A 26,401-nucleotide genomic window follows, 5' to 3' on the forward strand; every position below is an offset into this window, starting at 1 on the left:
CTTTCTCCTATCCTCTTGTTACACCATCTTCTTGCAACATCACCACTATGAAACTAAGTTTATAAATATGCACCTCTCATCCACAGGGTGAATAAGGTTTAAATCAGAAGGATTCTGACTTGCCAAAATTATCTAAACTAGATGGAACTAATACTATGAAAACGCCATATTTAGCAGTAATAAGCATCACTGTCATTTGCGTTTCAATAGGCCTACTGGTTTATGACGCCGCTTCTTTAAAGATGCACGCCTCATTTGAGCACCAAGAAAATCACTCTCATGCAAACGACCATGATGATTCATACTCCTCAGAACACGCCTCAAATACAAACTCACAAGATGCCCAACAAGCGGCATTTCCAGATCAACAAATCTTCCCAATTCCAGATTCGACCGAGATTAACAATGAACTTGCCAAGATAGGTTGGGCGCTATTCAAAGACCCTAACTTATCATCGAACCGAAGTGTCAGCTGTGAAAGTTGTCATAGCCTACAAACCAATGGTGCTGAAGTGATTCCTGTTTCCATTGGCGTAAATGGAGCAGGAATGCGAAATTCACTCACCGTTTTTAACGCTGCCTTTAACTACCGATTTTTTTGGGATGGTCGGGTGAATAACCTTGGCGATCAAATCGATGGTCCAGTACACAACGTTGACGAAATGGATTCAAACTGGAAACACATTACGGACTATGTATCTCAATCGGAGACTTACATCAGCCTATTCAAAGAACAGTCGACAACCATCAACGAAGTTTCGATTAAGGCTGCACTTATTGAGTTCATGCAAGGGCTAACCACGCCTGATTCTCCTTTCGACCAGTACTTGCGAGGCGATCATTCAGCGCTGTCTGATAAGGCCAAGCGTGGCTGGGAGGCCTTTCAAGAACAAGGCTGCATTCGTTGTCACCAAGGTACCAATATTGGTGGAGGCATGGTGATGCGATTTGGCTATTTTGGAATATCGAAAACGGGCTCAGAACGAAGTGAAGACCAAGGTCGATTTATGTTTACAGGACAACCACAAGACAAGCACCTCTTCCGAGTCGCCAGTTTAAGAAACGTGGCGATTACTGCCCCCTATTTTCATGATGGTCAAACTGAAACGTTAGAGGAAGCCATCAAAATCATGGGTGAAAGCCAACTCGGTAAAACGTTTGAAAAGCAAACCATTAGTGAGATTAAAACATTTCTAGAAACCTTAACGGGCAGCCGCCCTCAGATGTTAGTGGAGTTTGAAAATGAATAAAATCAGACTCATCTTTTTGCTGTTTTTCTCGCTATTCTTGGCTTTGGTTAGCTTAATTATATTGACCTACTCTGAACACGAGAAAGTATCGGAATATGGAGAATCTGTTCGAGAGCTGGGGCATGAAGTTTTAGAAATGCGCGATCAGATAACCAACGCTGCTCTCGCTGACATTTCGAACCCTTACCAAATATCGGCTGATTTAGTCAGACTAGAAATAGAACTGCAAGAGCTCAAGGATAGCTATAAGGGGGAAAGCATCCACTCAACGTTCTTTCAAGACTTACAAACCACCCAATTACTTGAGCGTTTCCACAAGGCCTCGATAGCCAATGTCGATACGCTCGACAAGCTCGTCGGGTTGAGTGTCGCTCGTCAGTTCATACTGCAATCCCTAACGCTGCAACTCATTGATAGTCATTCAGCAAACCATCGAGAAGCAGCAAGGGGACATGATTCAGAAAAACTAAATGTTATCTCTACACCGGAGCTCAACATTCAAAGTGAGTTACTTGCTAGCGTGTTATTTTCAGGGAGCCAAATTCAACATCAAGAGATTAGCTCAGAGTTGGCGGACCTATCTGAAACGTTCGCTGAACTCAATCAGCAACAAAAGGTACTGTTATCTCAAGTTCTTTCGGTGCATAACATGGAGTATCTTGAGCAAATTGAACATCAATTCACCGACCTTCAAGACCAACTAGAAGGCGTGATTGTCAAACTTATCATCACACTCGCGCTATTAACCTTCGCTTTCTCGTTCGCCATCTTTATCTTCCGAGTCTTTGAATTAAAACGAAACAACCTTGCCTATCAAGAAACCGCAGACAAAGCAGAAAAAGCCAACGAAGCGAAGTCCTTATTCCTTGCCACCATGAGTCACGAGTTAAGAACGCCGATGAATGGCGTACTAGGAATAGCTCAAATAATCAAAGAGGATTCGCAAAGCGCCGATACTCGCCAACAAGCACAGATCATCATCGATTCAGGCCAGCATCTTGTCACCATATTGAATGATATTCTTGACTTTTCTAAGGTTGAGCAAGGAAAAATGGAGCTTGAATATAGCCCTTTCTCAGTGGCAGACGTGGTGACACATCTTGATAAAACCTTGACGCCTCTTGCAAAAGACAAAGGCCTCGCTTTTACCATTAAAGATAACATCCCTCCCCATATTCAGTTGATTGGTGACTCTGCACGTACACGTCAGATCTTATTTAATTTAGCAGGCAATGCCGTCAAATTTACTGAGTCAGGAAAGGTTGAAGTGGAATTCTTGATTGCACCAACCACCCCACCAAGCGTGAATATCTTAGTGACTGATACAGGTATTGGCATCGCAGAAGACAAGACCAAACATATATTCACGGCATTTGAACAAGCCGAGCTCTCGACGACCCGTAAGTTTGGCGGGACAGGATTAGGGCTTTCCATTGTTAAGCAGTTAGTCGAACTGATGGGTGGCACCATCACGGTTACCAGCCGGCTTAATTTCGGCACTCGATTTGCTATCTCACTTCCGCTTGAAATGCACGAACTTGAAGAACAAGTCATCGATCAAACGCCAACCAAAACCAATAAGACTCTCGATGACTTCTCAGTATTGTTAGTCGAAGACAACAAGATCAACGCAATGGTGATTAGGAAGTTCTGTGAATCTATCAACTTAACGGTTGAGAACGCCTACGACGGTTTACAAGCCTTAGATAAATTAGTTTCAAACCAATATGACCTGATCATCATGGATAACCACATACCTAACATGAGCGGCATTGAGGCAATTCAAAAAATCCGTAACGAACTCAAGCTGACTACCGTAGTTTTTGCATGCACAGCAGACGTATTTAAAGAAGCACACGATGAATTTATCATGTCAGGGGCTGATTTTGTTCTCACCAAACCATTACAGAAAAACAGCTTACAAAACGCTATCAATGAGTTTCATGACCAATTTGAGGGTAACCGACATAACTTGGCTAACGAACATAACCTTTTAACCAAAGGTGCAAGCAACATCACCATGTTAACGCGTCATCCCCAAAATAAACTGCCACTCACAGAAGAAGAACTGTCGCGTAGCCAAGTATTGGCACAAGATGAGCTCAAATCAGACGAAAAACTCAAATGCTTAACGTCTCTCGTTGATGAGCTAGAAAACGAAATCGATGAGTTGATAGAGCTATTTTCGGACGCTAAACAGGATGACCTCTCCAGAACATTGAAGGCGGTTAAAGAGATTGCCGCAAGATATGAAATGAACGAAGTGCTTGAACTCGCGAGCTCAGCCGAACAAATAGCCGAACAACACATCATGCCCGAAGCAGAATTGCTTCAACAACTGATCAATCGATTGATGGTCAATAGTCACCAAGCCACTCGATTGATACACAAACTCCACCAGCAACGCAAAATTGGGTAAAGGAAGGTATCACATGATATGGAATTTGAACTTACCTAGCACCGGTCCACACTTGTTCTTGGCTCTTGGTGCAACCATCATTTTTGTGGTCGACTATCATGTACCTTTGGGCATTGCTATGGCCGTTCCCTACGTTACGATAGTATTGCTGGCGGCAACAACGAAAGATCCAACCTCCACAGTCATGTGGGCTATCACCTGCACCTTGCTTACGCTCATTGGCTACTACCTATCTAGTACGGGCAGTGAAACCTGGTTCGTCGCCTTCAACCGAGTGATTACGATTTATGCCATTTGGGTATCTGCAATCGTTCCTATGTATATCACTCTGCAGTCGCATCGAAGCGCTCAAGAGAGCGATTCAGATAATCCAGAAGAGAAAACGTTGAGGCCACACCATAATACGAACGAAAAAAATACGTTTCGTACGCTCAAGAATTAGGCTTAGGTTAAGTTTCGGTGAATTTTACCAAATCGAGACAAGGTAACTTGAAATACTTCGTTCTGCATGAGATTGTAATTTAACTATCCATAAACAACTGTATGATTATGAAAACATTACAATCCATCGCGCTGCTTTCCACAATTATCGTAGCACCACACGTGTTAGCTGACGTTGAGATCCAAGTTCCATCAAATGTTGATATTCTAGCGGTCAACGAAGCTAAGCCAGATCTCGATGGTAGCTTATTCTCTTCTTATAAAACGCTAACCGTTCCAGACGGTCAAAACCAAATAGTATTCCAGTATCAACTTGCTTTTGATAAAGGCAACGATCGTGAGTTCGTTGATAGCGACGCTATTATTGCAACCTTTAGCGCGACTGACGCCGCATTAACATTTGATATGCCTAAATACCGTAATACAGCTGAAGCAAAGAAAGGCTTGGAGAAGCTAGATTGGAAATTGGTTGATGAGAACCAAAACGCAATCAGTGTTAAGCAAGATAAGCTAATCAAAGATGGCATGCAGATCGGTCGTAAGTACCCGCAAGAAGCGAAAGAATACAACCAAAAAGGCGGCATCGCAGCACTTACAGTAGGTGCTAGCGCGGGCGCAGCGGCGGCTGTAGTACAACCCGTAACGCTTCCAGCAAAGATTGACGGAAATGCGGCGAATACAGCTGAAGAAATGTTGTATTTCTGGTACGAAAAAGCGGATGCTGAAACGAAGCAGAAATTCAAAGACTACGTGAACAAGTAGCTCAATGGTCTTAATTTAAAAACGAAAGAAGCTGGCGCACTGCCAGCTTCTTTTTTGTCTTCATCTAGATGATTTAGGCTTATATAGATTAAGCAGACTCAGTCGATAACACTTTGCCATCTACTTTTGTTGGCCACCCTAGCGCTTTGTATTCTGCAGCCAGTAAGTGCGCACAGCGGCTAGAAACCGTTGTTTTAATCCAATCACCAAGCCCCAATACTTTATATTCCAATACAGCCATTTTCATAACAATTCTATTCCGCTCTAATTCAATTTATAAATCTAGAGTGAACATTATAGATGTTCTCTTGTAATGTATGTTCCTAAAAGAACACTGTGCATAATTTTTTGAAATATCTAATAAACACTGAAAATCTAGTAATCCAAACGTTAGCTCGTAGTGTTAAAGATTCATGCCTTAATTTCAGCAACAGGGTCTCGTATCATCAAATTCATCGGTGAAATATGCTCATACAAGCCCTTAACATCGGTGATAAACACCTTCCCTCTTTGTATCTTAACCAAGCCTTGCTGCTCTATCCCTTTAAGAACTTCGTTTAGCCTAGGTCTTGATATGCCCGTTATCGAACTCAATTGAATTTGTGAAATATTAATGCTGACGGTTGCCCCCACGATATTGGTCTGGCGTGCCGCAAGTTCCAACAAGACGTAAATGGTTTTCTGCTCTTTTTCATGAATCGAGGATAAGTAAGCCTGCATCCAAATAGATTGCGCTTTGGTTCCACAGTGAAGTAGCCATTTGTAAACCATGCACTTCCGCTCTGCGAGCTCTAATACCTTACTTGCAGGAAAAAGTACCATAGTGATAGGCTCGACTTCTTCTGCCACTGCAAAGAGGTTGTAGTCAGCATGTATAGACAAAGCACCCATCCAATCTCCCCTTCCAATAACACCACCAGATAAGCTTTTCATGTTTTCTGTAGAAAAACAGATTCCAGCGGAGCCACTTAAAATATAAAAGACGCCGGGCAAATTCTGAAACTTTTTTGTAATCTCAAAGCTGTCGACACCCGATTTAAAAATGGCAATATCAAGCAAGCTTTCTATCAAGTCCGCAGACAATTCACACGGCCATTGTATTTGTTCGCTGATTGTTGGATCTAACAACAGTTTGTTCCTCCTCAGACAATCTCTGTGTCTGCTTTTATACGCTTATGCTTATGCTTAAGTTAATCTCTATTTCAATACAGCGTGACACTGTATATCTACACCTCGTTTAAATGTAGTTCATTAAAGCTTAAGACAAGATGTTTTTACGCAAATAAAATCATATTTCTTAATGTCTTAAGCCACTTATCTAGCTCAAAACCCGCTTGAGAACCAAAATAAAAACGACCAACACTTGTTGGCCGTTTAAGCTTTCTAAATCGCAGAATGCCGAGAGTTCGTTCGCATTCACCTATACCCTAAACTTCACCTTTAGCTTCATACTGAAACTTTTAACTTTTAACTTTTGACTTAAGCGAGATACGCCAAAACAACATCACGATATTGCTGTTTCAATGATTCTTCAATAAAGCTCGCTTCTATTGCATTTAAAGTAAATTGAGCAAGCTCTTGCTCCGTCATCTCATGAGCTAAGCTCACCGCGTTAAAGTTATCCGACATATAACCACCAAAGTATGCAGGGTCGTCCGAGTTAATCGTCACCGCTACGCCTCGTCTTAACAGCTCAACAATATTGTGGTCTTCCATCTCATCGAATACACGCAATTTAATATTAGACAGTGGGCACACGGTCAGCGGCATTTTGGTTTCAATCAATTCGGCTATCAGAACTTCGTCGGTCATACACTGCACACCATGATCCACTCGGCTCACGCTGAGCATTTCAATCGCATCGACAATATTTTGAGCAGGCCCTTCTTCTCCTGCATGCGCCACCGTTAAGAAACCTGCTTGTTTTGCTTGTTGGAATACACGCTTGAACTTCTCTGGTGGGTGTCCTAATTCGGAAGAATCAAGCCCAACCCCGACGATCTTGTCTTGATGCTGCAACACATCGGCGAACGTTTGAATGGCGCTCTCTTCAGATAAATGACGCAGAAAACATGCGATGATTTGAGATGTGATGCCCAACTCTTTATGACCCTGTTCAAGCGCACGATGAATGCCGTTAATAGCGGTGTCGAATGCAATGCCACGATCGGTATGTGTCTGAGGGTCAAAGAAAATTTCAGTATGGATAACATTGTCGGCTTTACAGCGTTCTAGATAAGCCCATGTTAAGTCGTAGAAATCCTGTTCTGTGCGCAGTGCATCAGCACCTTGATAATAGATATCCAGAAATGACTGTAAATCATCAAATTCGTATGCGCGTCTTAGCTGCTCTGGGGATGAATAAGGCAGATCAATGCCGTTGCGTTGAGCAAGTTGGAAAAGTAACTCAGGTTCGAGCGAACCTTCAATGTGTAAATGCAACTCTACTTTTGGGAGCCCTTGAATAAATGCGTTCATATTTCACCTACTATGGATTTTAGGTGTGCACTTACTCTGAATAATAGACAGGAGGTTTTCTTGAACGCCATTACAAAGAGTAAGAACACAATTGTGATCTAAACCCTTCGTAATCAGCACTTTGCGGGAGCTGGTAGAGACCCCCAAACCATATCATTGGGGTTATACGAAGCAAACGGTTGCTACTATACAGAGTTCAGTGTGAATTTCACTAATCGTTTCTTCATAAAACTAATAAATTACTCAGTAGCATTTAAGAATACTCGCCACACTTTATTCAGAACATCATTCTAATATTAGGTTGACACACTTTAGCTATTGCCGCTATTTTGTCTAAAACCACAAAAGACGGTCGATATGAAAAACAGCCCATTCGCGAGCTTTGAGGATCTCCTCTCTCACCAAACCAACACTTTGACCGCATGCCAACCCAAAGATTTCGATAGCACTTTTTTCTTACTGGCAAGAGAAGCGCTCGCTTGGTTTAAGCTCGACAGACTTACCCTGTTTCCAAACTCAATGATTCTTCTGGATACAGGAAAAAGTATTTCCGTATCCCAAACAGATACTCCAGCGCTTGAAATGGAACGCTTTCTAAAAGGCAATTATCTTGATTACCTAAAGCTTTTACGTTCAAAAGAGTGTTGGCAGTTGTTCCCTGAGGAAACACTAAAGAACCATAAACTCGACCCGTTACGTGTACTTTATGAAGAAGGTGCTCATTGGCATGGGATTGTAAGCCTTTCGCTGTTTGGTCAACAGTGGGGAGCGATCGGCTTCTCACGGTTCAGTCGTTACGATAAGCCAATTGAAGAGGCTGACATGAAGCGAATCAAATTGCTAAGTGACATCTGGCTCTGTTTTTGGCAGCACTCCAAAATGACTCGTAGTGTCACCAGCGATGAAACCAATAATATTAACGAGAGTGAAAAGCTATTATTGCTGACCAAAAGGCAGTGTGCAGTTCTAACTCAATTGGCACAAGGTTACACCGCAAAGCAATGTGCGGAGATCCTCTTTTTAAGCCCTAGAACCATTGAGTCACACAAATACCGCATGTTGGATATTTTGGAACTCGACAACCATACCGAACTGATTCAATTTGCGCTGCGCAATGGTTTCGGTATCGACAACAAATAACGCTATATTCGTATAAAAGCCCTAAAAAGCAATGATTTAAGGGCTTTGTTTAATCACTATCTTATTGGCCAATTTCAACTGAACTGAGTTAAGTCACTCTCAACGATAATCCGGTCGAATTCTCGACATCAGCAACATATCGATATACTTACCTGCTTTGAATGTACTCAGCCTTTTGGTGCCTTCTAACTGAAAACCCACTCGTTCATATAAAGCAATCGCGGAGTGGTTATCTGCATGAACCTCTAACTCGAGGCGAACGAGGTTTAGCCAGTTATCGGCTTGATTGATCGCTTCTTGCATTAAAGCCTTACCGACCCCTTTGCCATGCATCTCCGGATTAATCGCTATCGCAAGACCAGCGCAATGTCTGTCTCTCACCTTCGTGGTCATGAATAAAGTAATGTGACCTACGACCTTGCCAGAAACCTCCGCAACTAAAGTGAAATGGTCTGAGTGACCAAACAGTCGCTCCACTTGATCAGAGCTAAGAAAAGGCTTTTGTGAGGTATTCTCTAATACCGACGAGTGTCGATAAATATCAAAAATATCTTGGTTATCGGTGGGTTCAAGATGTCTAATTTGTATTTCCAAAGCGCTTCCTTACCATATTATTTTTGTCCATAAGCTAATTTTCATATTACGGATAGCAACAAGCACCTACAACCTTTGAAGGTGTAAGTGCTCGAAATAATTACACAAATAGAAAGGCTGCTCTTAAGCTTCTGCTTTGATTAGTTTTGTTGACGTAGTGTGAATATTAGAATTTGTAGTCAACACCAACACTCGCTAATGCTTGTTCAGAGCTGTAAAAGTCAATCTTAGAGTCAATCGACCTTACACCGAGTAATGAAATAAACGACCAATCTTCATAACCCATTAAGCCGCCGAACTCATAAGCTAAAAATGCACCGAATTCATTCTCTTCACGTACTTGCCCGTAAATTGGATTCGACTCATCATATTCACGATCACTTGCATCTAGGGTAACAACAAAACCGTGGCGACCGATTCTCTTCGCGTAGTTTAATTCAATACCATAACTATCGAAGCTGAGTGCTCCTCCTTCTGCGTCTGAGTGGAAATACACCATTGAAGGAACAAATAGACCTGCTTGGTTTGGCAAGATAAAGCGGTACCCTGCTTTGGCGTACACATAGGTTCTTTCCCTATCCAGCAGCACAGCATCTTCCGGAGATAAGACTTGGCTACCAGATAGCTCTTCATCAACATCAGATTGCCCAAATGCGAGATCCGTTCGAAAACCAGTTCCACCGATATTCGTGAGCTGCAGTCGTCCTACATTACCTTTCACATCCGTTTCATTTCGATTAACGCCAACAGCATACGGATCCGTCCAAGCCTTGCCCGAGATAAGCGTAGGAAGAACAGAAAAATCCAATATTGTGCCTCCAGATAGCTGATGTCGATAACCAATCTCAAAAGCAATGGTACCTGTTGCAATATCCTCTCGAGTGGTACCCGCATACACTTGATGAGTCAGTGACTCACCAAAGGTATATTGAACCGTACCCAAAAAACCGAGTAGCCCTTGATTTTCGCTGTCCCCCTCCTTGGTGTTGGTTGCTTGATTCGCGTCTTGCTCGGTGCTCAAGTTACTGCTGTCAGAAGATACACCCGTCAAGACACTAAAGTTACCACTGAAACCTTCCGTTGGTGCAAGGCCACTATAAGCTGGCATTGAAGCGAATGCCGAAAATACAACTGGTAAAACAAACCTCATATTCACATCCATTAATTGAATAATCACCCGTTAACTATATGTATTAAATTGAAATTATAACAACTATTTAACAGAGGCATTTATTCAACTGACGAATTGGGTATCTAAAAAATAGGTTCAAAGGTGCAATAAGTTGATCTATCGCTTTTAAGCTTTCGTAGTACTTCTCGAAAATAACGGACAAAACTCAAAGGAAGACAATATGTTTAACAAATTAATCAAAACCACATCAGTGCTAGTTGCGACGCTTCTTTTTACGGCTTTTGCTCACGCTAACCACCACGAGATGAAGAAAGACATCGTTGATGTTGCGGCGGAAAACGGCTCTTTCAATACTTTAGTGGCGGCAGTAAAAGCAGCGGACTTAGTTGATACATTGAAAGGCGAAGGCCCTTTCACCGTATTGGCCCCCACTGATGAGGCATTTGCTGCGTTACCAGAAGGAACGGTCGACATGTTGTTGAAGCCAGAAAATAAAGACAAACTAGTTGCAGTGCTCACATACCATGTAATACCAGGTAAAATCATGGCAGCTGAAGTTATGAAGTTAAATAGTGCAGTGACGGTTCAAGGCAGTGCGGTAATGATAGCGATAGGTGACGGCAACGTAATGATAGACAACGCCAAAGTTATTATACCAGACGTCGAGGCTAGCAATGGTGTTATCCATGTGATTGACGCTGTGCTGTTGCCTAAATAAGAAATACAACATCAGTCAAAGGTTTTAAGAGGGTGTGACAGGTCACACCCTTTTCATCTTTTAATTAAAAAGTTAATAACTGTATCCAGCTAACCGAGGCTGCCTTTATATCAACAAGAACTATATCGACAAGAACCCGAATTACACAAACAAGCGGCCGAATATTAGAAATGCCGCCATCGACACCACCTTCGTGAAGACCACCACCCAGATGCAATCACCAATACTAGAGTGCGTTGCTTTCCCGAGAAGGAACACAAACAGAATCAACCCCAACACCCAGCCCACTGTCGGAATCAATGACACCAAAGCAACGATTACAGCAATAGTAAGAAGGGATTTAAAGTCTGCGACCACGAAAGACATTTTGGAGGCGATATACATGCAGCATGCGGTTATTAATGCGTCCATCACAAACGCTAAAGCTTCAATTCCCACGTTACTTCCTTCACTCAAATTAGTTGCAGTGAATATTATCGCTAAAGTGATGATTTTTCTTTAAGAAGAGAATCAAAAGCAGGTGAAAACTGTAACAAAAATGAGATTACCGTTCGTCTGAAGGCACAACCTTTTCCATCACGTAATTGGTCAGCTTTACACCACGCATTTCGACTTCCTGTTCATTGACAACTTTAAAGCCAAGATGCTCATAGAAAGGCCTTGCGGTAATACTTACTTCAGAGAAATATCTCGATATACAACGAACTCGACCCACAGTGAAAACATGCTCCATCAACGCTTTCCCTACCCCCTTCCCTTGATATTCGTGGTGACAGAAAAAGTGATCAATCAAGCCACTTGGTTGCAGGTCAGTATAGCCAACTACGCAACCATCGAGTTCAGCCACAAAGGGTTGTAACCCATTCATACGCTTTTGCCATAACGCAAAGTCAAAGCTACTGGGTGCCCAAGCTTCTACTTGCTGTTGAGAATAATCTCGAACATTCACGTTACGTACGGTATGAAAGAAGATCTCCCACAGTGCTTTATCATCACTCGCTTGATAGTTTCGAATTCTAACCACGACATACTCCTTTTTGTTTTAAGTTCTTTCATAGGTGCAAATAGACAGCTGAATCAGCAGGCTCAATAGTCCAAGCTCAACAGGCCCTGTAACCTGCACTCAACAGCCTCAGCTTTAGAACAAGACATCAACGATAAAACACAGCCAACCAGATCGTCACCATGTCTTTGTCCGTACCAATGACCTTGTGCTTTTCTCGTGCAGCGATGTTGATGTAATCCCCTTTTGATAAAGTAACAACGCGTCCATCTTCAAACTCGATGACACCCTTACCTTCAATCACCATCACCCATTCATTCTCATCTTGGTCATACCAACCCTCTTCTGGTGAGCTATGTCCATGCGACAATATCCTTTCGATTCGAACACCGTCGTTGGCAATCAGGTCATTGAATATTTCATTGGGTATTGATGAAGGAACATCATTGTAAATGTTTGGCATCAAGCTCTCCTAGCTAACATTGAATTGATTGGAATTGAATTGATTAACAACCTGGGCCTTAGCTGCACTGTAAACCTAAGCAGCAGCACTCTTTCTGAAATAAAAACGGTAATAGCCCACCAAGTTACTGCAGATAAACAGGGCTTCCATCAGAACCGCTGTTGGCGAGCCAACTAAGTAATTATGAACCAACCAGAAGCTGGTTCCGATGATCATCAACTCTCTTAATCGGCGGTCATCTTTATTGAAGGCTGCAAAGGTTTGAAATACGGAAGCAAAGCAACTCAATATGCTTGTCAGCCCCGAGTAAGTCACAACCGTTGCGACCACTGACATGGAACAGAACAAATATTTAAACTTAGACGATGTAGAAAATACACTCGTCAAATAGCGAATAGTGGCAATCGTCATTAAGCTCGCCGCTGTCCATTGTTCGAGAAGAATAAAGTGGCTCGAAATAAGCACGCCAGCAAAGAACAGACAGGTAACGATTTTCTTTCTCTCTTTAAACTGAAAAGACAGAAGATCGAAACAAATAGCAATTGCGACTAATACTTGAGAAAGATAAAAATCTGACACGGTGATTCCTTCAATAATAATATTACGCCCTAGCCGCTTCTTTCACTGTGAATAATCGAATAAAACATACTAGGCGGTTACAACAAAACAACGCTCTAAAGCTTCTATAAAAATCTAAAGTTTCAACACACCACTGATCACAGTGATAGCAGAACCGATTAACTTTACTCGCCCGTTTGCTAAGAGCTCTGTCGACATATACCCACCACGACGAGACGCCTGATAAGCACTGAAGCAGCTTTTGTTTAGCTTTTCAGCCCAGTGCTGCGTCAATGCACAATGTGCCGACCCAGTAACTGGATCTTCATTAACCCCAACCCATGGCGCAAAATAACGAGAAACAAAATCGAGTTTAGAATTTGATGAAAGTGCCGTCACCACAACACCTCGCCCTTTAATACTCTTTAAAGCATCAAAGTTAGGTGAGAGAGCCAATAACACTTGCTCGCAGGAAACTTCGATTAACTGCTTGGAATCAAACTCTCGGAATGAAACGACTTGGTGCGGTTCTAAACCAAAGTGCTCAAGCAATGTGAGATTAGCTTCTGAGCTCAATGACAACTGAGTGCTAGGGAAATCAAGTTCGATAGACGATTCACAAACTGTGGCAGATAACTCACCCGACAAGGTGTTAAACACAACACTGTCACCTGTTTTAACCAACCCTTGCTCTTTCATTACATGAACGGTTGCCAATGTGCCATGCCCACACAGTTTTACTTCTACTTCTGGAGTGAACCATTTAAGCGTCATAGTGTTAAGCGCAAGAAAAGCAGTTTCAGATACCGCCATCTCTTCAGCGATTGAGAACATGAGTGACTCATCAAGTAGATCTTGAGAAATGCAGACCCCAGCTGGGTTTCCTTTAAAAGCTTGAGTTGTGAACGAGTCCACTTGATATATATCTAAATTCACAATAGTTCCTAGCTCTATATTGGGATAAATATTGTTGCCTACAATAAGCACAAACACCCCGTGCTACAAGTGTTCAACAGCAACATTATTAATACTTATTTAAGAAGTAAGGAATGATAAACAACGAGTTATGAAAATAATAGGTGGATTAAGCAGAAGGTTTATTATCGGGCAGATAAGAGATAAAACGTATCTGCCTGGTAGGAAACAAGCACACATTCGCGGCACATAGGCATTGTATCGTGCCACAAACGTAAGGTTACTCAGCAATGGTGAATCTACTGACGTACCAGAGCAGATTTCACAATGGTCAAGCCAAGCAGACCCAGCATGACTCCTGTCACTTTATCAATATAGTAAGCAACACGTGTAAACTCTTGACGCACTTTAGGTGCAGATAACAGGAAGATGATCGCCGCATCCCATACAAATACAACCACCGTCATCCAAACACCTAACCCCAACTTAAACATGAAGCCAATGTCATTGTTCAACACAACCGTGAATAAGCTCAAATAGAACAAAAGGTTTTTGGGATTAAGGATTCCTGATAGAAAACCCGTAATGAATTCTTTGAGAAAAGTCGTTTGGTTGAAGCTATCTCCTTCGGTGACATCCATATTGCTGTAATTACATTTCTTCGCTCTTATCGCTTGCACAGCAAGATAAACAAGAAACAGACCACCAATGATCTTCAGTACAATCATAACGGAAACGGATGCCGCTAGAATCGACCCTACTCCAACCAAGCACAAAGCAATATAAACCGCATTCGCACTGGCAATACCGAATGCAACGCCTAATGCTTTTCTTCTCTTGTTTCGAACAGCACTCTTCACCACAATCACAAAGTCTGGCCCGGGACTCAATAACGCTAGAAAGTGAGCAATCGCCACGGTAACAAAAATCCCGACTAAACCCGCATCCATAAACCAATGTCCTTATTGTAAAATTTAATGCATTATTATTGCATAATTAACCTACAATTAGCTTTTTGGGTTAATTATTAGGGTTTCGATACTAAGAGAATCAGACAGACAACACGTTTTCACCGGTCTCGTTAGGTAAAAGACGGCCCAAATAACACGCTTTTTAATATTTAGACCGCTAAGCCATGATTTAGCTTGGTGTTTTTTATAAAGGCTCATTTATTCCCTAATTTGCGGGCTGAAAGTAAGTGGGCGCATCGAATATATTAGGTTGTACTAAAATAAGAGTCGTAAATTTGAAGCAGGTCGCAAAATTTGGGCTACGATTTAGTTAAGCAAAGTAGGAAAGGAATCCGTCAGTGAAAGCATTTTATGTTTCAGTCCTTGCGTCATCATCCTTTTTAACTGGCACAGCGTTTAGCCAACAGAATGATATTTATCTCTACAATTGGGATGAATTTCTATCCAATAGCGTCGTGACCCAACTGAGCGACACGTACGGCATTTCTTTGAAACAGCAGTTTTTTTCTGATGAGTCGATCAGAGATGAAGTGCTATTAAGCGAACGTCGTGGCGCATTTGAGCTCGTCATTATAGAAAGTATAAAGCTCAATGCGTTAGCCAAGCAGAACCTGTTTCATAATCTCAGTGAGTTACAACAATCCATTGCTGGTAACATAGATTCACGTTGGGTTGAAGGATGTGGCGAGTATGGCATTCCCTACGCTTGGGGGACTGCGGGAATCTTATATCGAAGTGACAAAGTAAACACTCCCACCTCTTGGAACGCTATTCTCGAACCAGACACGAACAGCAGTGGCCGCATAAGTATGTATTACGAACCTACGGATTTGGTGAGTACTGCACTGTTAGCAAATCAATTTGATCCATTTACCAATAATGCGCAGGAACTTCGCGTTGCCTATAAAACCCTGCAAGCTCAAAAGCCTCACCTAGAAAGCAACGAATACGTCATCGACTACATTCGCCAACCCGAACGTCTTGCTAACATCGACCTTGCCTACGGTTATTCTGGTGACAGTTATGTACTCAATGATTTGGAGCCTGATGCCTCTTGGTCCTACGCTGTGCCTCAAGAAGGCACCACGTTATGGTTAGAGTGCATTGCTGCGATTAATAACGGAGAGTTGTCTGCACAAGCAACAACGATTCTATCATTCTTGTCGCAACCCGAGATCGCAGCTCAAAACGCAATGGATTCATGGTTTGCAACTCCAAGCTCAAAAGCAAAAGCCTTAACGACACAAGAGTACCAAAATGATCCGGAGCTTTTCCCTAGCAAAGAGGTCTTAGAACGCAGCTATCTGTATCAGCAACTCGAACCCAATAGCATTCAAATTCGTAACCGCATTGTCGACAGTTTGAGATAATTAATGCCAGTATTAAAGAAGCTCTACTTTGTGCTCATTCCTACCTTATTGTTCGTATTTGCAATAGGCGGAATGGTTACCTACAACTTGGCCTCTAACCACGCGAAACACATGTACTTAGACGAAGTACAATCGGATGTGAACACCGCGCTCGTGGCGGCTGAATACGAACAGCTGGGCTTATCTTTGTTAGTAAAAGATATTGGCTCATCCCTACAGTTCTTGCGATATATTCAAAACCCGGGTGACTACACAACCCTGTCCCTGCTGGAAAAAAGAGTGCTTCGTGTCTTAAACCAGAGTCACGTTAATCGATTTGGTCAACGTAATATCTATGTCGTCGATCCTAAATTCAAATTAACACTCTCTACTTTACGAGCAGACCCTTTCGAAGGGTTAAAGATCCCCGACAACATCTATGAGAAAGTCTTCGACATCTATACTTCGTTGATTAATAAAAACGAGCTATCTCATGAAGGCTTCTCTTATATCTCAGTGAGTGGTGAGCTCAGATACGCTTATGTTGCAGCTATCGATCCTTACTTACTCCCACAAGACAAACGTGCAAATGACAGTGTCAATCGATACATATTGATTGCAGACGGTCCATTAAAGCAGTTGTCTAACTTACTCACCAAATACAACGACGATGACAACATGCAGCTTCTGATTGAACCGTCATCAGATACCAAAAATATTGAAAATACACAGTTCGTCATTAAGTCCTATGAACAAACGAAAGACAGAATCAAAGTCGAGATGAATAGTCGTCATTTGCTAGCTCAAGTTAATATTCGCGAAAAGAAATTCAATCAGGAAAAATCCATTATCGCTCAGCAGACCTTGCTTGGTGGCTTGACGACACTATTCACCATTATGCTCATCGTACACATGGTCGTACGTTATCAATTAGTGCGCCCACTCAAAGACTTGTTGCACGAAATCTCCATTGGCGGACTCAAACTTAGATACTTTAAACGGTCATCCGGACAAAGTGAGATCGACGGACTTAAGAACGCCTACATTGACTCACTAACGGAATTGAAATTCGAAGCCGAATTCGATCAATTAACCAAATTAGCGAACCGACGCTCATTTATTCGACACCTCGATGTACGTATAAAAAGCTCAAGGAGCCCACACTGCTACTTGGTTTGCTGGGACATTATCGACTTTCGTAAAATCAATGATTTATACGGTGCAAAGGTGGGCGACAATGTACTCGTTAGTCTAGCCAAAACACTAAGAGAAACCCTGCAGAATCAACAATCCTCTTTCGGCTTTAGTTGCAGCGACTATTCAATCGCAAGGCTTGGAGGCAACCAATTCATTGCCATATTGGAAATGGGTGAACACCAATCAATAAACGAAGAAATTGAGAACATTAACAACACCCTAACGGGTACGACTTTCCTAGATTACTATGGGTTCAGGCTTTCAATTGCAACTGGCGTACTACCCGTCGATACTCCTAAGTTCGAGGAGATATGGCACCGATGTATTGATGAGATGTTGATTAATGCTAAGGATCACAGTGACGGAGATAGCCGGATTGTTTACGGCGAAGAACTACTTCATTCACTTGAAAGGCATGATGTTATCGAGAAAAGGCTATTAGAGTGCTGCGCGAGTGATAACTTTGAACTTCGCTTTATGCCTATTTTCAATGCTAAGACACTTCAGATTGACGGAGCAGAATGTCTGATTCGCTGCCCTGCTCTATTTGATATAAAGGCTGGGCCGGATGAGTTCATTCCAGCCGCAGAGAAAAGTAATTTAATATCCAAACTCGACATGTGGGTCATTAGTACCGCAATCAAAAGCTATAAAGAACTGTCGGAGATTCACCGATACAAAGGCACCTTGTCCATTAACATTTCGGCGATGGAGCTCTACAACCGTAACTTTGCCGACAATATTCGAAAGGTACTCGAACGTTATCAAGTTCCTCCGGGCAACATCATTATAGAAATTACCGAAACCAGTTACGTTAAAAGCAGCAAACTTACTGTGCAGACCATTGAGAGCATCAGAAGCCTAGGTTTAAAAGTTTCCCTCGACGACTTCGGTACGGGTTACACGGCGTTTAACCAACTTCTTCACTACCCTGTCGATGAACTTAAAATAGATAAGAGCTTTATCGATAATATCGTCCACGACAAAGCTGACCGCAAGATGGTCGAGTCCATGGTTAACTTAGGGCACTCTTGTGACACCTTCGTTGTTGGCGAAGGTGTCGAATCTCTCGAACAGTATCATCACCTTCGAAAAGCCAACTGCGACCTAATACAGGGTTATTTTTTCAGCCAACCACTCACTTACATTGAGTTCATTGAATTTGTTCGCGACCACAATCCGCAAACTATTCTTGATCAGCAAGCCCTTTTAAGACCAAGTACTAACGAAAGGGTTGTAGTGCTTAATCAAAAATAAAAATGTTCGATTTAAATACCATGCGCCTTAATAATCATGTTATTTGATTAACAACGGCCACTTCCCCGCCCCTTTGCAACCTATAACAACGTCTGAAATGAGCCAATATCTACGGCCGCAATACACGTTAAATATCTTGAGATTGACACTAAGTAAACAGATAAAAGCGCTACCCAAACTAATGACTACGTTCATTGGATCAGATAAGGCTTGTAGTATTAAATATGTATAAGAAGGAAGGATAGATAAAGGTGGAGCTCAACAAGTGCTAGAAAGCCGTAACAAGTGTTAGGAAACTGGGAAGCATTAACAAGAACTGACAGGCAATAGCAAACAGTAAACAGTAAACAGTAAACAGTAAACAGATTTACTAAGCTAAGCCCCGAATTCAACTGCGAAGTGCGACACCCGCCAGTACCAAGCAGCTAAGCAACTAAGACACTAAGACACTAAGACACTAAGACACTAAGACATTCTTAAGAAATTAACCTTGCATGCTGGTCAACAACTCCATCATGTCTTTGGAACTTATGTTCTTCTTGTGCCTGACTACCGCATCAATCATTAGCTCCAAATTACCCGCAGATATGTAATCACTGAGCACGTCGTTAAACTTGTCCTGAATTTCATCACTCGCGTACAAATGGTCCGGAATAAAAAATAAGAACTGGCTTCCGCTGCTTCGAAATGAAATGGTACTTTCTGGTATCTTAGCGGTTAGAGACTTAGCGGCCGAACTAACGACAAGATCACCATATTCAAGGCCATATTTTTGATTAATTTCGGTAAGGTTTCTGATACGGACAAAATAGAGATCAAAGTTATTGTCCTTCGAGTAGCTATTCTTAACAAATTTCATCAATGAAATTCGATTGCGAAACCCTGTAATAAAATCCGTAGAGTAGAGCTTTCTTTTGATAGAAAAATCCATATAAAAAATAATCCCAGTCAACAACAAGATGCCAACAAGAAAAGCGCTACTGATTCGATGAACTGTCACTAAGTTATCAACCATTGAGGTATTTTCTTCAATTACAGGGCTTTGTAATCGAAATTTGTCGTTAATAAAATCTACGAGTGTGTGGTAGCAAATATCGACCTTTTTCTGTAACGATTCCTTGGGCAACAACCCTTGGCTGACCAGTTTAATCGAGGGCTCCAAGCTCTTAAATTTATCAAATTCCGCTGTGAAATAGGGCTTAAAGTTTGCTGACTTGATGAAATTGGAAGACTCAGTGCTGTTAATCAATATGTCAAAACGGCTCCACGTAATATCGTACGCTAACCATAACTCATCATAATCAATGGTTTCAGAACGGCTTACCATCAAGAAATTAGCGTATTCTTTCACCAATTGAAAGACGAACCACGTTGCCTCATTTTGTCGGGTAGAAAAACTCTTATTAATATCGTTAATGCGGGTAACACTGTAGATATTAACGGTGAGCACCACTGCCGCCAAAGATAACACGACGACTTTGATGGCAGTCAATGACAACAGCTTTTTCATACGAAGTCCTTACAAATGAATATCGCGTATCTGCCAGATCATCTTGGCATGGAAGTCTGTATTATCTATATCTGGAGTCGAAGAAAGTGGATATATCAACCAGTACGGCCCTTTTTCTCTGACTGACATAAATTGGCCATTTTGTTTAATTGCAATGATCGGCTGGTAATCGTCAAAGTCTTCTTTGGGCACCGCTATTTTATAGTCGTTTAGTGCAACAAAAGTGACCTGCGAGGCCATGGGTAAGTCCTTTGTTTCAAGCACCGTTTGTAAGGCCACACCGCTATAAACCAATTCCCCATCCAGCCAAGGTAATGAGGTGGTAATTTCTTTTTGAGGGAGCAATAGCAGTTGTTCTCGACTGAATTGATGCTTTTGCCCTAGGTGATCGAATATTGTGAGTTCGGATGCTGCAAAGATAGAAAATGAACAAAGTGAAAGTATAAACAGAAGTGCAGCTCTCATTTTAAACTCCATTCTAAAAAGGTCACTAAATTGAGTCTAGTTCATATTGGTCATTTGACTTGCTTAGACATTGCCTATTTTCTCAATAATGCAGTTCGACTCTTTCTGAGATAACGTTTCATTCCTGTAACCAGGTGCGAACAACACCTTCCCTCCTCTAAATAAGACTTTAATTAGCGTTCATACCAGTAATCCCGGTTTTTTAAAGGCAATGAGTAATCCAATCCAGCCACTGAATACGTACTGACCATCAAAATTAACAATAAATATGAGTCAGTAAGTAGCAAGAATGCTTGTTGCTGCATAACCTTTAATCGAACGTAAGCAGCTTTGAGAGCCTAGTTTTCTGATATCTGTCACTTCTATTCCACCAGCAGGTATCGTGTGTCGCTCTTAAAAAGCTTACTCATTTCATAATCAAGGGAATCGAGAATGAGTTTGAATATAAAAAAATTTAACCCCATGACGACACTTTCAACCCTAGTAATGACGTTGGTCATGTTTCCTGTTTCTGCTGACGTTAATCAAGAACAATTCGAGTTAGGTAAGCAGAAAGCAAAGGTGTGCATGACCTGCCATGGCGTTGACGGCATCTCAACGCAAGACCCCTACCCGAACCTTCGCGGTCAAAAGGTGGGATATCTCATCTCCTCGTTAAAAGACTATCAGACAAGGGAAAGAACCAGTGGTTTGGCAATTCTCATGCAACAACAAGCCGACACCCTTTCAGACCAAGACATCCGCGATATTTCCTATTTCTATTCAATGCTCGGCAACGATTCAAACTCACTCAACGAATCAAATTCAGTCAGCGAATAAAAGCTTTAGGCAAGGAGCCTTGTTATGGAACAAGTGACACCGCAATACAACATTAAGGTCGTTAAGTACTTCATCATCGCGTCTTTAGTGTGGGCAATCGTAGGTATGATCATCGGGGTGATTCTCGCCGCGCAATTGTATTGGCCAGTCTTAAACTTCGATTCTCAATATTTCCAGTTTGGTCGACTGCGCCCGCTACATACATCTGGGGTGATTTACGGGTTCGTCGTGAACATCTTGATGGGGACATCTTTGTACATTGCCCAGCGAACAGGCCATTGTGAGTTGTTCAATAAAAGCCTTTCATGGATGGTATTTTGGGGATGGCAATTTATTCTATTGCTTGCGGTCATTTCCTTACCCGCAGGCCACACCAGCTCAAAAGAGTATGCGGAGCTTGAATGGCCAATCGACTTAATGATCGTGCTGGTTTGGGTGCTTTATGCGGTGTTGTTCTTTGGCACCCTTGCTAAACGAAAGGTCAGCCACATCTTCGTGGCTAACTGGTTCTTTGCTGCATTCATTATTGTCGTTGCAATGATTTTCATTGTGAACAACCTCGCGATGCCAGTTTTGGCGATGAAGTCCTACTCTGTGTTTGCAGGGGCTCAAGATGCGATTGTTCAGTGGTGGTGGGGGCATAATGCCGTCGGCTTCTTACTAACTGCAGGTGTGATTGGTATGAACTACTATTTCATACCCAAAGCGGCGGATCGACCTATCTACTCGTACCGTTTGTCTGTGATCCATTTCTGGGGCTTGGTAGGCTTTTACACATGGGCCGGAACGCACCATTTAGTTTACTCTTCCGTTCCGATCTGGATTCAGAACATCGGAATCGTGATGTCATTGATATTGTGGCTCCCTTCTTGGGCCGGTGCGTTCAATAGCGCAATGACCCTTCTACAAAACAAAGAAAAGCTGAAGTCCGACTACATTCTTTTATTCTTTTTCTCAGCAATTCTTTACTACTGCTTGGCGACATTCGAAGGTCCCCTACTCGCTATTCGCTGGTTCAACATGGTGGCACACAACACCGAATGGATCATCGGTCACGTACATTCCGCAGCTCTTGGATGGGTTGGAATGTCAGGGATAGCGGTTTTTTACTATTTCATTCCGCGCTTATGGGGCCAAACCGATCTTTGGTCACGACGACTGATTAAATGGCACTTTTGGCTCGCTCATGCTGGCGTCGCCATTTATGCGATAGCACTTTGGATCGCAGGCATCGGTGAGGGTTATATGTGGCTCGCTCAAAATGAAAATGGCGAACTGATTTACAGTTTTGTAGAAGCGATGGACTTTAAAGCACCTTGGCTATTCATGCGTTTCTTTGGTGGTGCACTGTTTGTACTTGGATTGTTCTTAATGGCATTCAACTTGTACAAAACGGTTCGTATGCCAGTAGTACACGACGCTAAACATACCGTTAATGAGGGGGCTTAAATGATGAGTAAAGACTTTACACATTCAATCGTCATTTTAATTTTGACCACCGTTGTTATTGCCTCCTTCTCTTTGTTGGTTTGGGTAGTGCCAAGCATTGTCCGCGGAGACGATATTGCCAAAGGCAGTTTAGCAATGCCACTCACACCTATTGAGTTGGCAGGGCGAGACATCTACATCAGTGAAGGCTGCCATGTGTGTCACACCCAAATGGTTCGCCCTCTTGAGCCAGAAGTGAAACGTAATGGTCGCCCGAACAAAGAGGCAGACGATATTTACGAATTTCCTAACTTGTGGGGCTCTAAACGTACTGGTCCTGACCTCACTAACTTAGGTAGAAAGTATTCTGACCAGTGGCATGTTATTCACCTAACTGATCCTAGAAAAGTCGTTCCTACATCGATAATGCCCTCTTACCCGTGGCTGTTTGAGCAGACTCTGACTGGCGATGATATCAGCGCGAAAATGGAGGTTTTACGTACCTTAGGTGTGCCTTATACCGATCAAGAAATTGGTGATGCCAGATTGCAAGTAAGAGGCAAAACCAAAGGTGAAGCGCTGATTCGCTATTTACAAAGCCTGGGTAAAGATACGTCACAGGAGGTATCACAATGAGCACATTCTGGAATCTATGGGCGGTACTCTTAACCTTAATATTCTTTATTCTGATGGTGTCTGTTGTCGTTAAATACTGGCGTAGCAATCACAAGGCCGATCACGACCACACCATTGGCACCTTTGATGGTATTGAAGAGAAAGATGCGCCTCCACCTAAGCTGTTGTTTGTAAGCTATGCGGTCGCATTTCTTTTGTCTGCTGGTTATTTGGTGCTCTACCCCGGGCTTGGCGAATGGGAAGGATTAGTCGATTGGGAACAAAGCGATGATAAGCTCAGTTCACCATCCACCACTCTCAATGAGCAATTTGCACAAACCAGCGAAACTACGTTAGAGGGATTAGCTGCAGTCCCAGAGATCGTGAACAGCGGTAGGATTCTGTTCCAAACTCACTGCGCTGCTTGTCACCGAGATAACGCTCAGGGACAAAAGCACTTTCCTAACCTGATCGACCAAGAGTGGCTCTATGGTGGCAGTGATGAAGCTGTTATTCATTCGATCGCCAAAGGTCGGAACGGTGCTATGCCAGGTTGGAGCGAAATCATGCGCCCCGACGAAGTGGCTAAGGTTTCTTACTACTTAGCTTCCCTCAATCAACGCCATACCGATGTTCCAGAAGTAAAAGTTAAAGTCGGCAAAGAGCTGTTTGTAAAATACTGCTCGTCTTGTCACGCTGATGGTTCTGTTGCGAACCCAGAGATTGGCGTGCCTGATCTCTCAGACGATATTTGGTTGCACGGCGGCAGTATTGAAGAGATACAACACACTATCAACAAAGGCTTGAACAACCTAATGCCTGCGTTTGATGAGCAGCTCACCGAGAACGAAATACTCGCGCTTGGGGCTTACATCCGACACGCCGGTGAAGTGGAGCAACAAAGGCTCGTGAGTTTGAAAGCATCGTCTGTTGAGCGCGGAGAATACCTAGCGTATGCCGGTGACTGTGTGGCTTGTCATAGTGCAGAAGGTGGCGAACCCTTTGCTGGCGGCCTACCCTTTGTGACCCCTTTCGGCACCGTGTATTCAACCAACATAACTCCACACACCACAGAAGGGATTGGGACTTATGACTTTGATGATTTCCGAGCCGCGTTAGTTGCCGGTAAAGGTAAGAACGGCTATCTATACCCTGCTATGCCGTACACTTCATATCAGTACCTCACAGACCAAGACATGATCGATTTGTGGGAATACATGCAGTCCATCACCGCGGTGCCACGACGCAATGATGACAACAGCATGATGTTTCCATCCAACATTCGCTTAGGTTTGCTTGGCTGGAATATCGTCTTTATGGATACCGACCCGATTGATTATGAAGTACCAGAAAAGCTCAAAGGAGAAATCGAGAATGTCGATAAGTGGCAACAAGGCAAATATTGGGTTGCAGGACTTGGTCACTGCTCTGAGTGCCACACGCCAAGAAACATTGCTCAAGCTCTGATACCTGAACGTATCTTCCAAGGTAACTTGATTGACGGTTGGAATGCACCCGATATCACGGCCAACGAACTGTATGTTGATGGTTGGGATGAAGCGACACTGACCGATTTCTTACACACGGGTCACTCAGACAAAGGTACTGCTTTTGCGGGCATGGCAGACGTAGTAAAAAACAGCCTCAGTTTGATGACGCGTGAAGATATCGAGTCGATGTCCTATTACCTACTCAGTGGTGACATCAACAACACCATTGCCAGTGATGCAGTTCAGTTGCAACCTAAAGGGTTTGATGAAGCCGCGTATGGCAGTGAAATCTACACCACGTATCGTCAAACCTGTGGAGCCTGTCATGGTGACGATGGTAAAGGTCGCGACCCTATCGCCCCTACTCTGTTGAATAACGGTATTATCATGCACAGCGACCCATTCAACACCATTGCGGTAACCGTTCGCGGCTTGCAACCCACCTATCTCGACAAAGATCGAAACTTCATGCCGATGGCAAGTTTTGAGGATGTATTGTCGGATCAAAGGTTGGCTGAGTTGATCACCTTCGTGCGATTGCACCTTGGAGATAGAAACGAACCCGTCACGGCGGAGCACGTACGAGAGGTAAGAGAAACACTTGAAGCAGCAGGTTACGCTGGAGGATTACACACCACACCTGAAATGTACGAAAATCGAGATAAGAACATTAACATTCGCTAGGTTCTCGACGTATTCGATTAGCTCAGCAAGTAGCAAGTAAGTTTAAATATTGATTAATAAACCCAAAGGAGACCAGTGCGTCTCCTTTTCTTTTTGCCATAACCCGAGTTTTCGATACTTTGCCGCACAACACAATTGTAACTAACTGATTACACAATTAAGCAGAGCTGCACATAATGCGATCAATCTCGCAGAACAAAGATGACACCAAGTGCATAATATGCAAAATTTTCTAAAGATGTACTAAGGACAGTTATGGATACAACTACACTCATCTACGATACGTTGGAAGGCCTGTCGAGCGCAAAGCCACAGCAACACGCTCAAATCCGCCAAAATCTATATAACCAATTAGATTTATCATTTGAGAAGCAGTTGGCTTTATATTCATCAGTTCTTGGTCCAGCAAGTGCTGGTAGATTGACCGACTTGGATAGTGCAGTGATGTCTGCACGCAAGATTGTTGGCTTAGAAAACAGCTAAACAACCTTCAACCTATCTCAACTTTAACGCTGCCATCGTGCAGCGTTTTTTATGGACGCTATTTAAGATAAGGACGGTTGGTTACGATAAACGCCGTTAGTTGCGATAAACGCGGTTAAGTAAGATAAGTGCAGTTAGGCCTGTTTATCAAGCTACACGCATTCTCATTTGGTTAATCTTATGTTCCATTTTTAACAGGTGTGCAACCTCAACAATGGCGCTAATGTTAGTAGCACGTTAACCACACATCGGATGGAAGA

General features: G+C 42.7%; 26 protein-coding genes and 1 riboswitch. Of the genes, 13 read left to right on the top strand and 13 right to left on the bottom strand.

The genetic code is table 11. The annotated features are described in order from the left end of the window. Positions 1–155 precede the first annotated feature (155 nt). The 4 genes from L3V36_RS13830 to L3V36_RS13845 all read left to right on the top strand — a co-directional run bounded on the left by L3V36_RS13830 (position 156) and on the right by L3V36_RS13845 (position 4,872). Positions 156–1,250 (top strand): cytochrome c peroxidase, encoded by a 1,095-nt coding sequence (locus L3V36_RS13830; protein ID WP_208774896.1) that lies wholly within the window; start codon positions 156–158, stop codon positions 1,248–1,250. Next, a complete protein-coding gene (locus L3V36_RS13835) occupies positions 1,243–3,669 on the top strand; it encodes an ATP-binding protein (RefSeq protein ID WP_208774898.1) in 2,427 nt (808 codons plus the stop codon). The genes L3V36_RS13830 and L3V36_RS13835 overlap by 8 nt, the downstream gene beginning before the upstream one ends. A gap of 13 nt (positions 3,670–3,682) precedes the next feature. Next, a complete protein-coding gene (locus tag L3V36_RS13840; protein ID WP_102446707.1) occupies positions 3,683–4,111 on the top strand; it encodes a hypothetical protein in 429 nt (142 codons plus the stop codon). 107 nt (positions 4,112–4,218) lie between these two features. Further along, the gene (locus tag L3V36_RS13845) at positions 4,219–4,872 is read left to right on the top strand and encodes a DUF2057 family protein (protein ID WP_029406130.1); all 654 of its coding nucleotides are present in this window, start codon (positions 4,219–4,221) and stop codon (positions 4,870–4,872) included. Positions 4,873–4,960: 88 nt separating this feature from the next. On the opposite strand, the gene L3V36_RS13850 is transcribed toward L3V36_RS13845, so the two are convergent. The 3 genes from L3V36_RS13850 to L3V36_RS13860 form a co-directional block, all read right to left on the bottom strand. Beyond that, the gene (locus L3V36_RS13850; protein ID WP_004730469.1) at positions 4,961–5,119 is read right to left on the bottom strand and encodes a hypothetical protein; all 159 of its coding nucleotides are present in this window, start codon (positions 5,117–5,119) and stop codon (positions 4,961–4,963) included. Between the two features lie 164 nt (positions 5,120–5,283). Beyond that, the gene (locus L3V36_RS13855) at positions 5,284–6,000 is read right to left on the bottom strand and encodes a Crp/Fnr family transcriptional regulator (RefSeq protein WP_102482614.1); all 717 of its coding nucleotides are present in this window, start codon (positions 5,998–6,000) and stop codon (positions 5,284–5,286) included. Positions 6,001–6,351: 351 nt separating this feature from the next. Continuing rightward, on the bottom strand, positions 6,352–7,350 hold the full coding sequence (locus L3V36_RS13860) for an adenosine deaminase (protein ID WP_065607259.1): 999 nt from the start codon (positions 7,348–7,350) through the stop codon (positions 6,352–6,354). Between the two features lie 90 nt (positions 7,351–7,440). Then, positions 7,441–7,540: riboswitch (purine riboswitch) on the bottom strand. Between the two features lie 167 nt (positions 7,541–7,707). Here L3V36_RS13860 and L3V36_RS13865 point away from each other — a divergent pair. After that, on the top strand, positions 7,708–8,490 hold the full coding sequence (locus tag L3V36_RS13865; RefSeq protein WP_102487904.1) for a LuxR C-terminal-related transcriptional regulator: 783 nt from the start codon (positions 7,708–7,710) through the stop codon (positions 8,488–8,490). Between the two features lie 99 nt (positions 8,491–8,589). Here L3V36_RS13865 and L3V36_RS13870 read toward each other — a convergent pair whose 3' ends face one another. Together L3V36_RS13870 and L3V36_RS13875 are read right to left on the bottom strand one after the other, a co-directional pair. After that, positions 8,590–9,084 carry a GNAT family N-acetyltransferase gene (locus L3V36_RS13870; RefSeq protein WP_102497660.1) on the bottom strand — a complete coding sequence of 165 codons (495 nt, stop codon included), beginning with the start codon at positions 9,082–9,084 and terminating at the stop codon, positions 8,590–8,592. Positions 9,085–9,250: 166 nt separating this feature from the next. Continuing rightward, positions 9,251–10,234: a DUF2860 family protein gene (locus L3V36_RS13875; RefSeq protein ID WP_004730460.1), complete on the bottom strand. Its 984-nt coding sequence runs from the start codon at positions 10,232–10,234 to the stop codon at positions 9,251–9,253. Between the two features lie 202 nt (positions 10,235–10,436). On the opposite strand from L3V36_RS13875, the gene L3V36_RS13880 reads away from it, so the two are divergent. Beyond that, positions 10,437–10,934, top strand: coding sequence for a fasciclin domain-containing protein (locus L3V36_RS13880; protein WP_208774900.1), 498 nt, complete (start codon positions 10,437–10,439; stop codon positions 10,932–10,934). Between the two features lie 141 nt (positions 10,935–11,075). Here the strand turns inward: L3V36_RS13880 and L3V36_RS13885 are convergent, their stop codons facing one another. The 6 genes from L3V36_RS13885 to L3V36_RS13910 all read right to left on the bottom strand — a co-directional run bounded on the left by L3V36_RS13885 (position 11,076) and on the right by L3V36_RS13910 (position 14,823). Beyond that, on the bottom strand, positions 11,076–11,372 hold the full coding sequence (locus L3V36_RS13885; protein WP_004730457.1) for a hypothetical protein: 297 nt from the start codon (positions 11,370–11,372) through the stop codon (positions 11,076–11,078). 106 nt (positions 11,373–11,478) lie between these two features. Then, positions 11,479–11,958, bottom strand: a complete 480-nt coding sequence (locus tag L3V36_RS13890; protein ID WP_208774902.1) for a GNAT family N-acetyltransferase — start codon at positions 11,956–11,958, stop codon at positions 11,479–11,481. Between the two features lie 127 nt (positions 11,959–12,085). Beyond that, positions 12,086–12,400 carry a cupin domain-containing protein gene (locus L3V36_RS13895; RefSeq protein WP_004730454.1) on the bottom strand — a complete coding sequence of 105 codons (315 nt, stop codon included), beginning with the start codon at positions 12,398–12,400 and terminating at the stop codon, positions 12,086–12,088. Positions 12,401–12,475: 75 nt separating this feature from the next. Next, on the bottom strand, positions 12,476–12,979 hold the full coding sequence (locus L3V36_RS13900) for a YgjV family protein (protein ID WP_017080131.1): 504 nt from the start codon (positions 12,977–12,979) through the stop codon (positions 12,476–12,478). A 114-nt stretch (positions 12,980–13,093) separates the two neighbouring features. Beyond that, positions 13,094–13,951: a PhzF family phenazine biosynthesis protein gene (locus L3V36_RS13905; RefSeq protein WP_208774903.1), complete on the bottom strand. Its 858-nt coding sequence runs from the start codon at positions 13,949–13,951 to the stop codon at positions 13,094–13,096. Between the two features lie 221 nt (positions 13,952–14,172). Beyond that, positions 14,173–14,823, bottom strand: coding sequence for a LysE family transporter (locus L3V36_RS13910; RefSeq protein ID WP_208774905.1), 651 nt, complete (start codon positions 14,821–14,823; stop codon positions 14,173–14,175). Positions 14,824–15,182: 359 nt separating this feature from the next. On the opposite strand from L3V36_RS13910, the gene L3V36_RS13915 reads away from it, so the two are divergent. Together L3V36_RS13915 and L3V36_RS13920 are read left to right on the top strand one after the other, a co-directional pair. Further along, on the top strand, positions 15,183–16,214 hold the full coding sequence (locus L3V36_RS13915; protein ID WP_208774907.1) for an extracellular solute-binding protein: 1,032 nt from the start codon (positions 15,183–15,185) through the stop codon (positions 16,212–16,214). Positions 16,215–16,217: 3 nt separating this feature from the next. Continuing rightward, entirely contained in the window at positions 16,218–18,647 is a 2,430-nt protein-coding gene (locus tag L3V36_RS13920) for a bifunctional diguanylate cyclase/phosphodiesterase (protein ID WP_208774909.1), read from the top strand. 484 nt (positions 18,648–19,131) lie between these two features. On the opposite strand, the gene L3V36_RS13925 is transcribed toward L3V36_RS13920, so the two are convergent. Then, a complete protein-coding gene (locus tag L3V36_RS13925) occupies positions 19,132–20,157 on the bottom strand; it encodes a diguanylate cyclase (protein WP_017085161.1) in 1,026 nt (341 codons plus the stop codon). A gap of 9 nt (positions 20,158–20,166) precedes the next feature. Beyond that, entirely contained in the window at positions 20,167–20,622 is a 456-nt protein-coding gene (locus L3V36_RS13930; protein WP_029405887.1) for a hypothetical protein, read from the bottom strand. A gap of 432 nt (positions 20,623–21,054) precedes the next feature. On the opposite strand from L3V36_RS13930, the gene L3V36_RS13935 reads away from it, so the two are divergent. The 5 genes from L3V36_RS13935 to L3V36_RS13955 all read left to right on the top strand — a co-directional run bounded on the left by L3V36_RS13935 (position 21,055) and on the right by L3V36_RS13955 (position 26,141). Continuing rightward, entirely contained in the window at positions 21,055–21,441 is a 387-nt protein-coding gene (locus tag L3V36_RS13935) for a cytochrome c (protein WP_004730436.1), read from the top strand. Positions 21,442–21,465: 24 nt separating this feature from the next. After that, a complete protein-coding gene (gene ccoN / locus L3V36_RS13940; RefSeq protein ID WP_017089926.1) occupies positions 21,466–22,890 on the top strand; it encodes a cytochrome-c oxidase, cbb3-type subunit I in 1,425 nt (474 codons plus the stop codon). Continuing rightward, on the top strand, positions 22,891–23,505 hold the full coding sequence (locus L3V36_RS13945; RefSeq protein WP_102453601.1) for a cbb3-type cytochrome c oxidase subunit II: 615 nt from the start codon (positions 22,891–22,893) through the stop codon (positions 23,503–23,505). Continuing rightward, positions 23,502–25,658 (top strand): cytochrome c, encoded by a 2,157-nt coding sequence (locus L3V36_RS13950; RefSeq protein WP_208774911.1) that lies wholly within the window; start codon positions 23,502–23,504, stop codon positions 25,656–25,658. Before L3V36_RS13945 ends, L3V36_RS13950 begins: the two co-directional genes overlap by 4 nt. A gap of 255 nt (positions 25,659–25,913) precedes the next feature. Further along, positions 25,914–26,141, top strand: a complete 228-nt coding sequence (locus L3V36_RS13955) for a PAS factor family protein (RefSeq protein WP_004730426.1) — start codon at positions 25,914–25,916, stop codon at positions 26,139–26,141. Positions 26,142–26,401: the final 260 nt, after the last annotated feature.

Origin of the sequence: Vibrio sp. G-C-1, from assembly GCF_021728015.1 — a bacterium.
GTDB classification, from domain to species: domain Bacteria; phylum Pseudomonadota; class Gammaproteobacteria; order Enterobacterales; family Vibrionaceae; genus Vibrio; species Vibrio splendidus.

Bases quoted from the DNA above. Each gene is read 5' to 3' on its own strand.
- L3V36_RS13920 (WP_208774909.1), top strand. From the start codon at position 16,218: ATGCCAGTATTAAAGAAGCTCTACTTTGTGCTCATTCCTACCTTATTG.
- L3V36_RS13910 (WP_208774905.1), bottom strand. From the start codon at position 14,823: ATGGATGCGGGTTTAGTCGGGATTTTTGTTACCGTGGCGATTGCTCAC.
- L3V36_RS13845 (WP_029406130.1), top strand. From the start codon at position 4,219: ATGAAAACATTACAATCCATCGCGCTGCTTTCCACAATTATCGTAGCA.
- L3V36_RS13945 (WP_102453601.1), top strand. From the start codon at position 22,891: ATGATGAGTAAAGACTTTACACATTCAATCGTCATTTTAATTTTGACC.
- L3V36_RS13880 (WP_208774900.1), top strand. From the start codon at position 10,437: ATGTTTAACAAATTAATCAAAACCACATCAGTGCTAGTTGCGACGCTT.
- L3V36_RS13850 (WP_004730469.1), bottom strand. From the start codon at position 5,119: ATGAAAATGGCTGTATTGGAATATAAAGTATTGGGGCTTGGTGATTGG.
- L3V36_RS13895 (WP_004730454.1), bottom strand. From the start codon at position 12,400: ATGCCAAACATTTACAATGATGTTCCTTCATCAATACCCAATGAAATA.
- ccoN (WP_017089926.1), top strand. From the start codon at position 21,466: ATGGAACAAGTGACACCGCAATACAACATTAAGGTCGTTAAGTACTTC.
- L3V36_RS13935 (WP_004730436.1), top strand. From the start codon at position 21,055: ATGAGTTTGAATATAAAAAAATTTAACCCCATGACGACACTTTCAACC.
- L3V36_RS13950 (WP_208774911.1), top strand. From the start codon at position 23,502: ATGAGCACATTCTGGAATCTATGGGCGGTACTCTTAACCTTAATATTC.
- L3V36_RS13860 (WP_065607259.1), bottom strand. From the start codon at position 7,350: ATGAACGCATTTATTCAAGGGCTCCCAAAAGTAGAGTTGCATTTACAC.
- L3V36_RS13865 (WP_102487904.1), top strand. From the start codon at position 7,708: ATGAAAAACAGCCCATTCGCGAGCTTTGAGGATCTCCTCTCTCACCAA.
- L3V36_RS13835 (WP_208774898.1), top strand. From the start codon at position 1,243: ATGAATAAAATCAGACTCATCTTTTTGCTGTTTTTCTCGCTATTCTTG.
- L3V36_RS13955 (WP_004730426.1), top strand. From the start codon at position 25,914: ATGGATACAACTACACTCATCTACGATACGTTGGAAGGCCTGTCGAGC.
- L3V36_RS13875 (WP_004730460.1), bottom strand. From the start codon at position 10,234: ATGAGGTTTGTTTTACCAGTTGTATTTTCGGCATTCGCTTCAATGCCA.
- L3V36_RS13830 (WP_208774896.1), top strand. From the start codon at position 156: ATGAAAACGCCATATTTAGCAGTAATAAGCATCACTGTCATTTGCGTT.
- L3V36_RS13840 (WP_102446707.1), top strand. From the start codon at position 3,683: ATGATATGGAATTTGAACTTACCTAGCACCGGTCCACACTTGTTCTTG.
- L3V36_RS13925 (WP_017085161.1), bottom strand. From the start codon at position 20,157: ATGAAAAAGCTGTTGTCATTGACTGCCATCAAAGTCGTCGTGTTATCT.
- L3V36_RS13930 (WP_029405887.1), bottom strand. From the start codon at position 20,622: ATGAGAGCTGCACTTCTGTTTATACTTTCACTTTGTTCATTTTCTATC.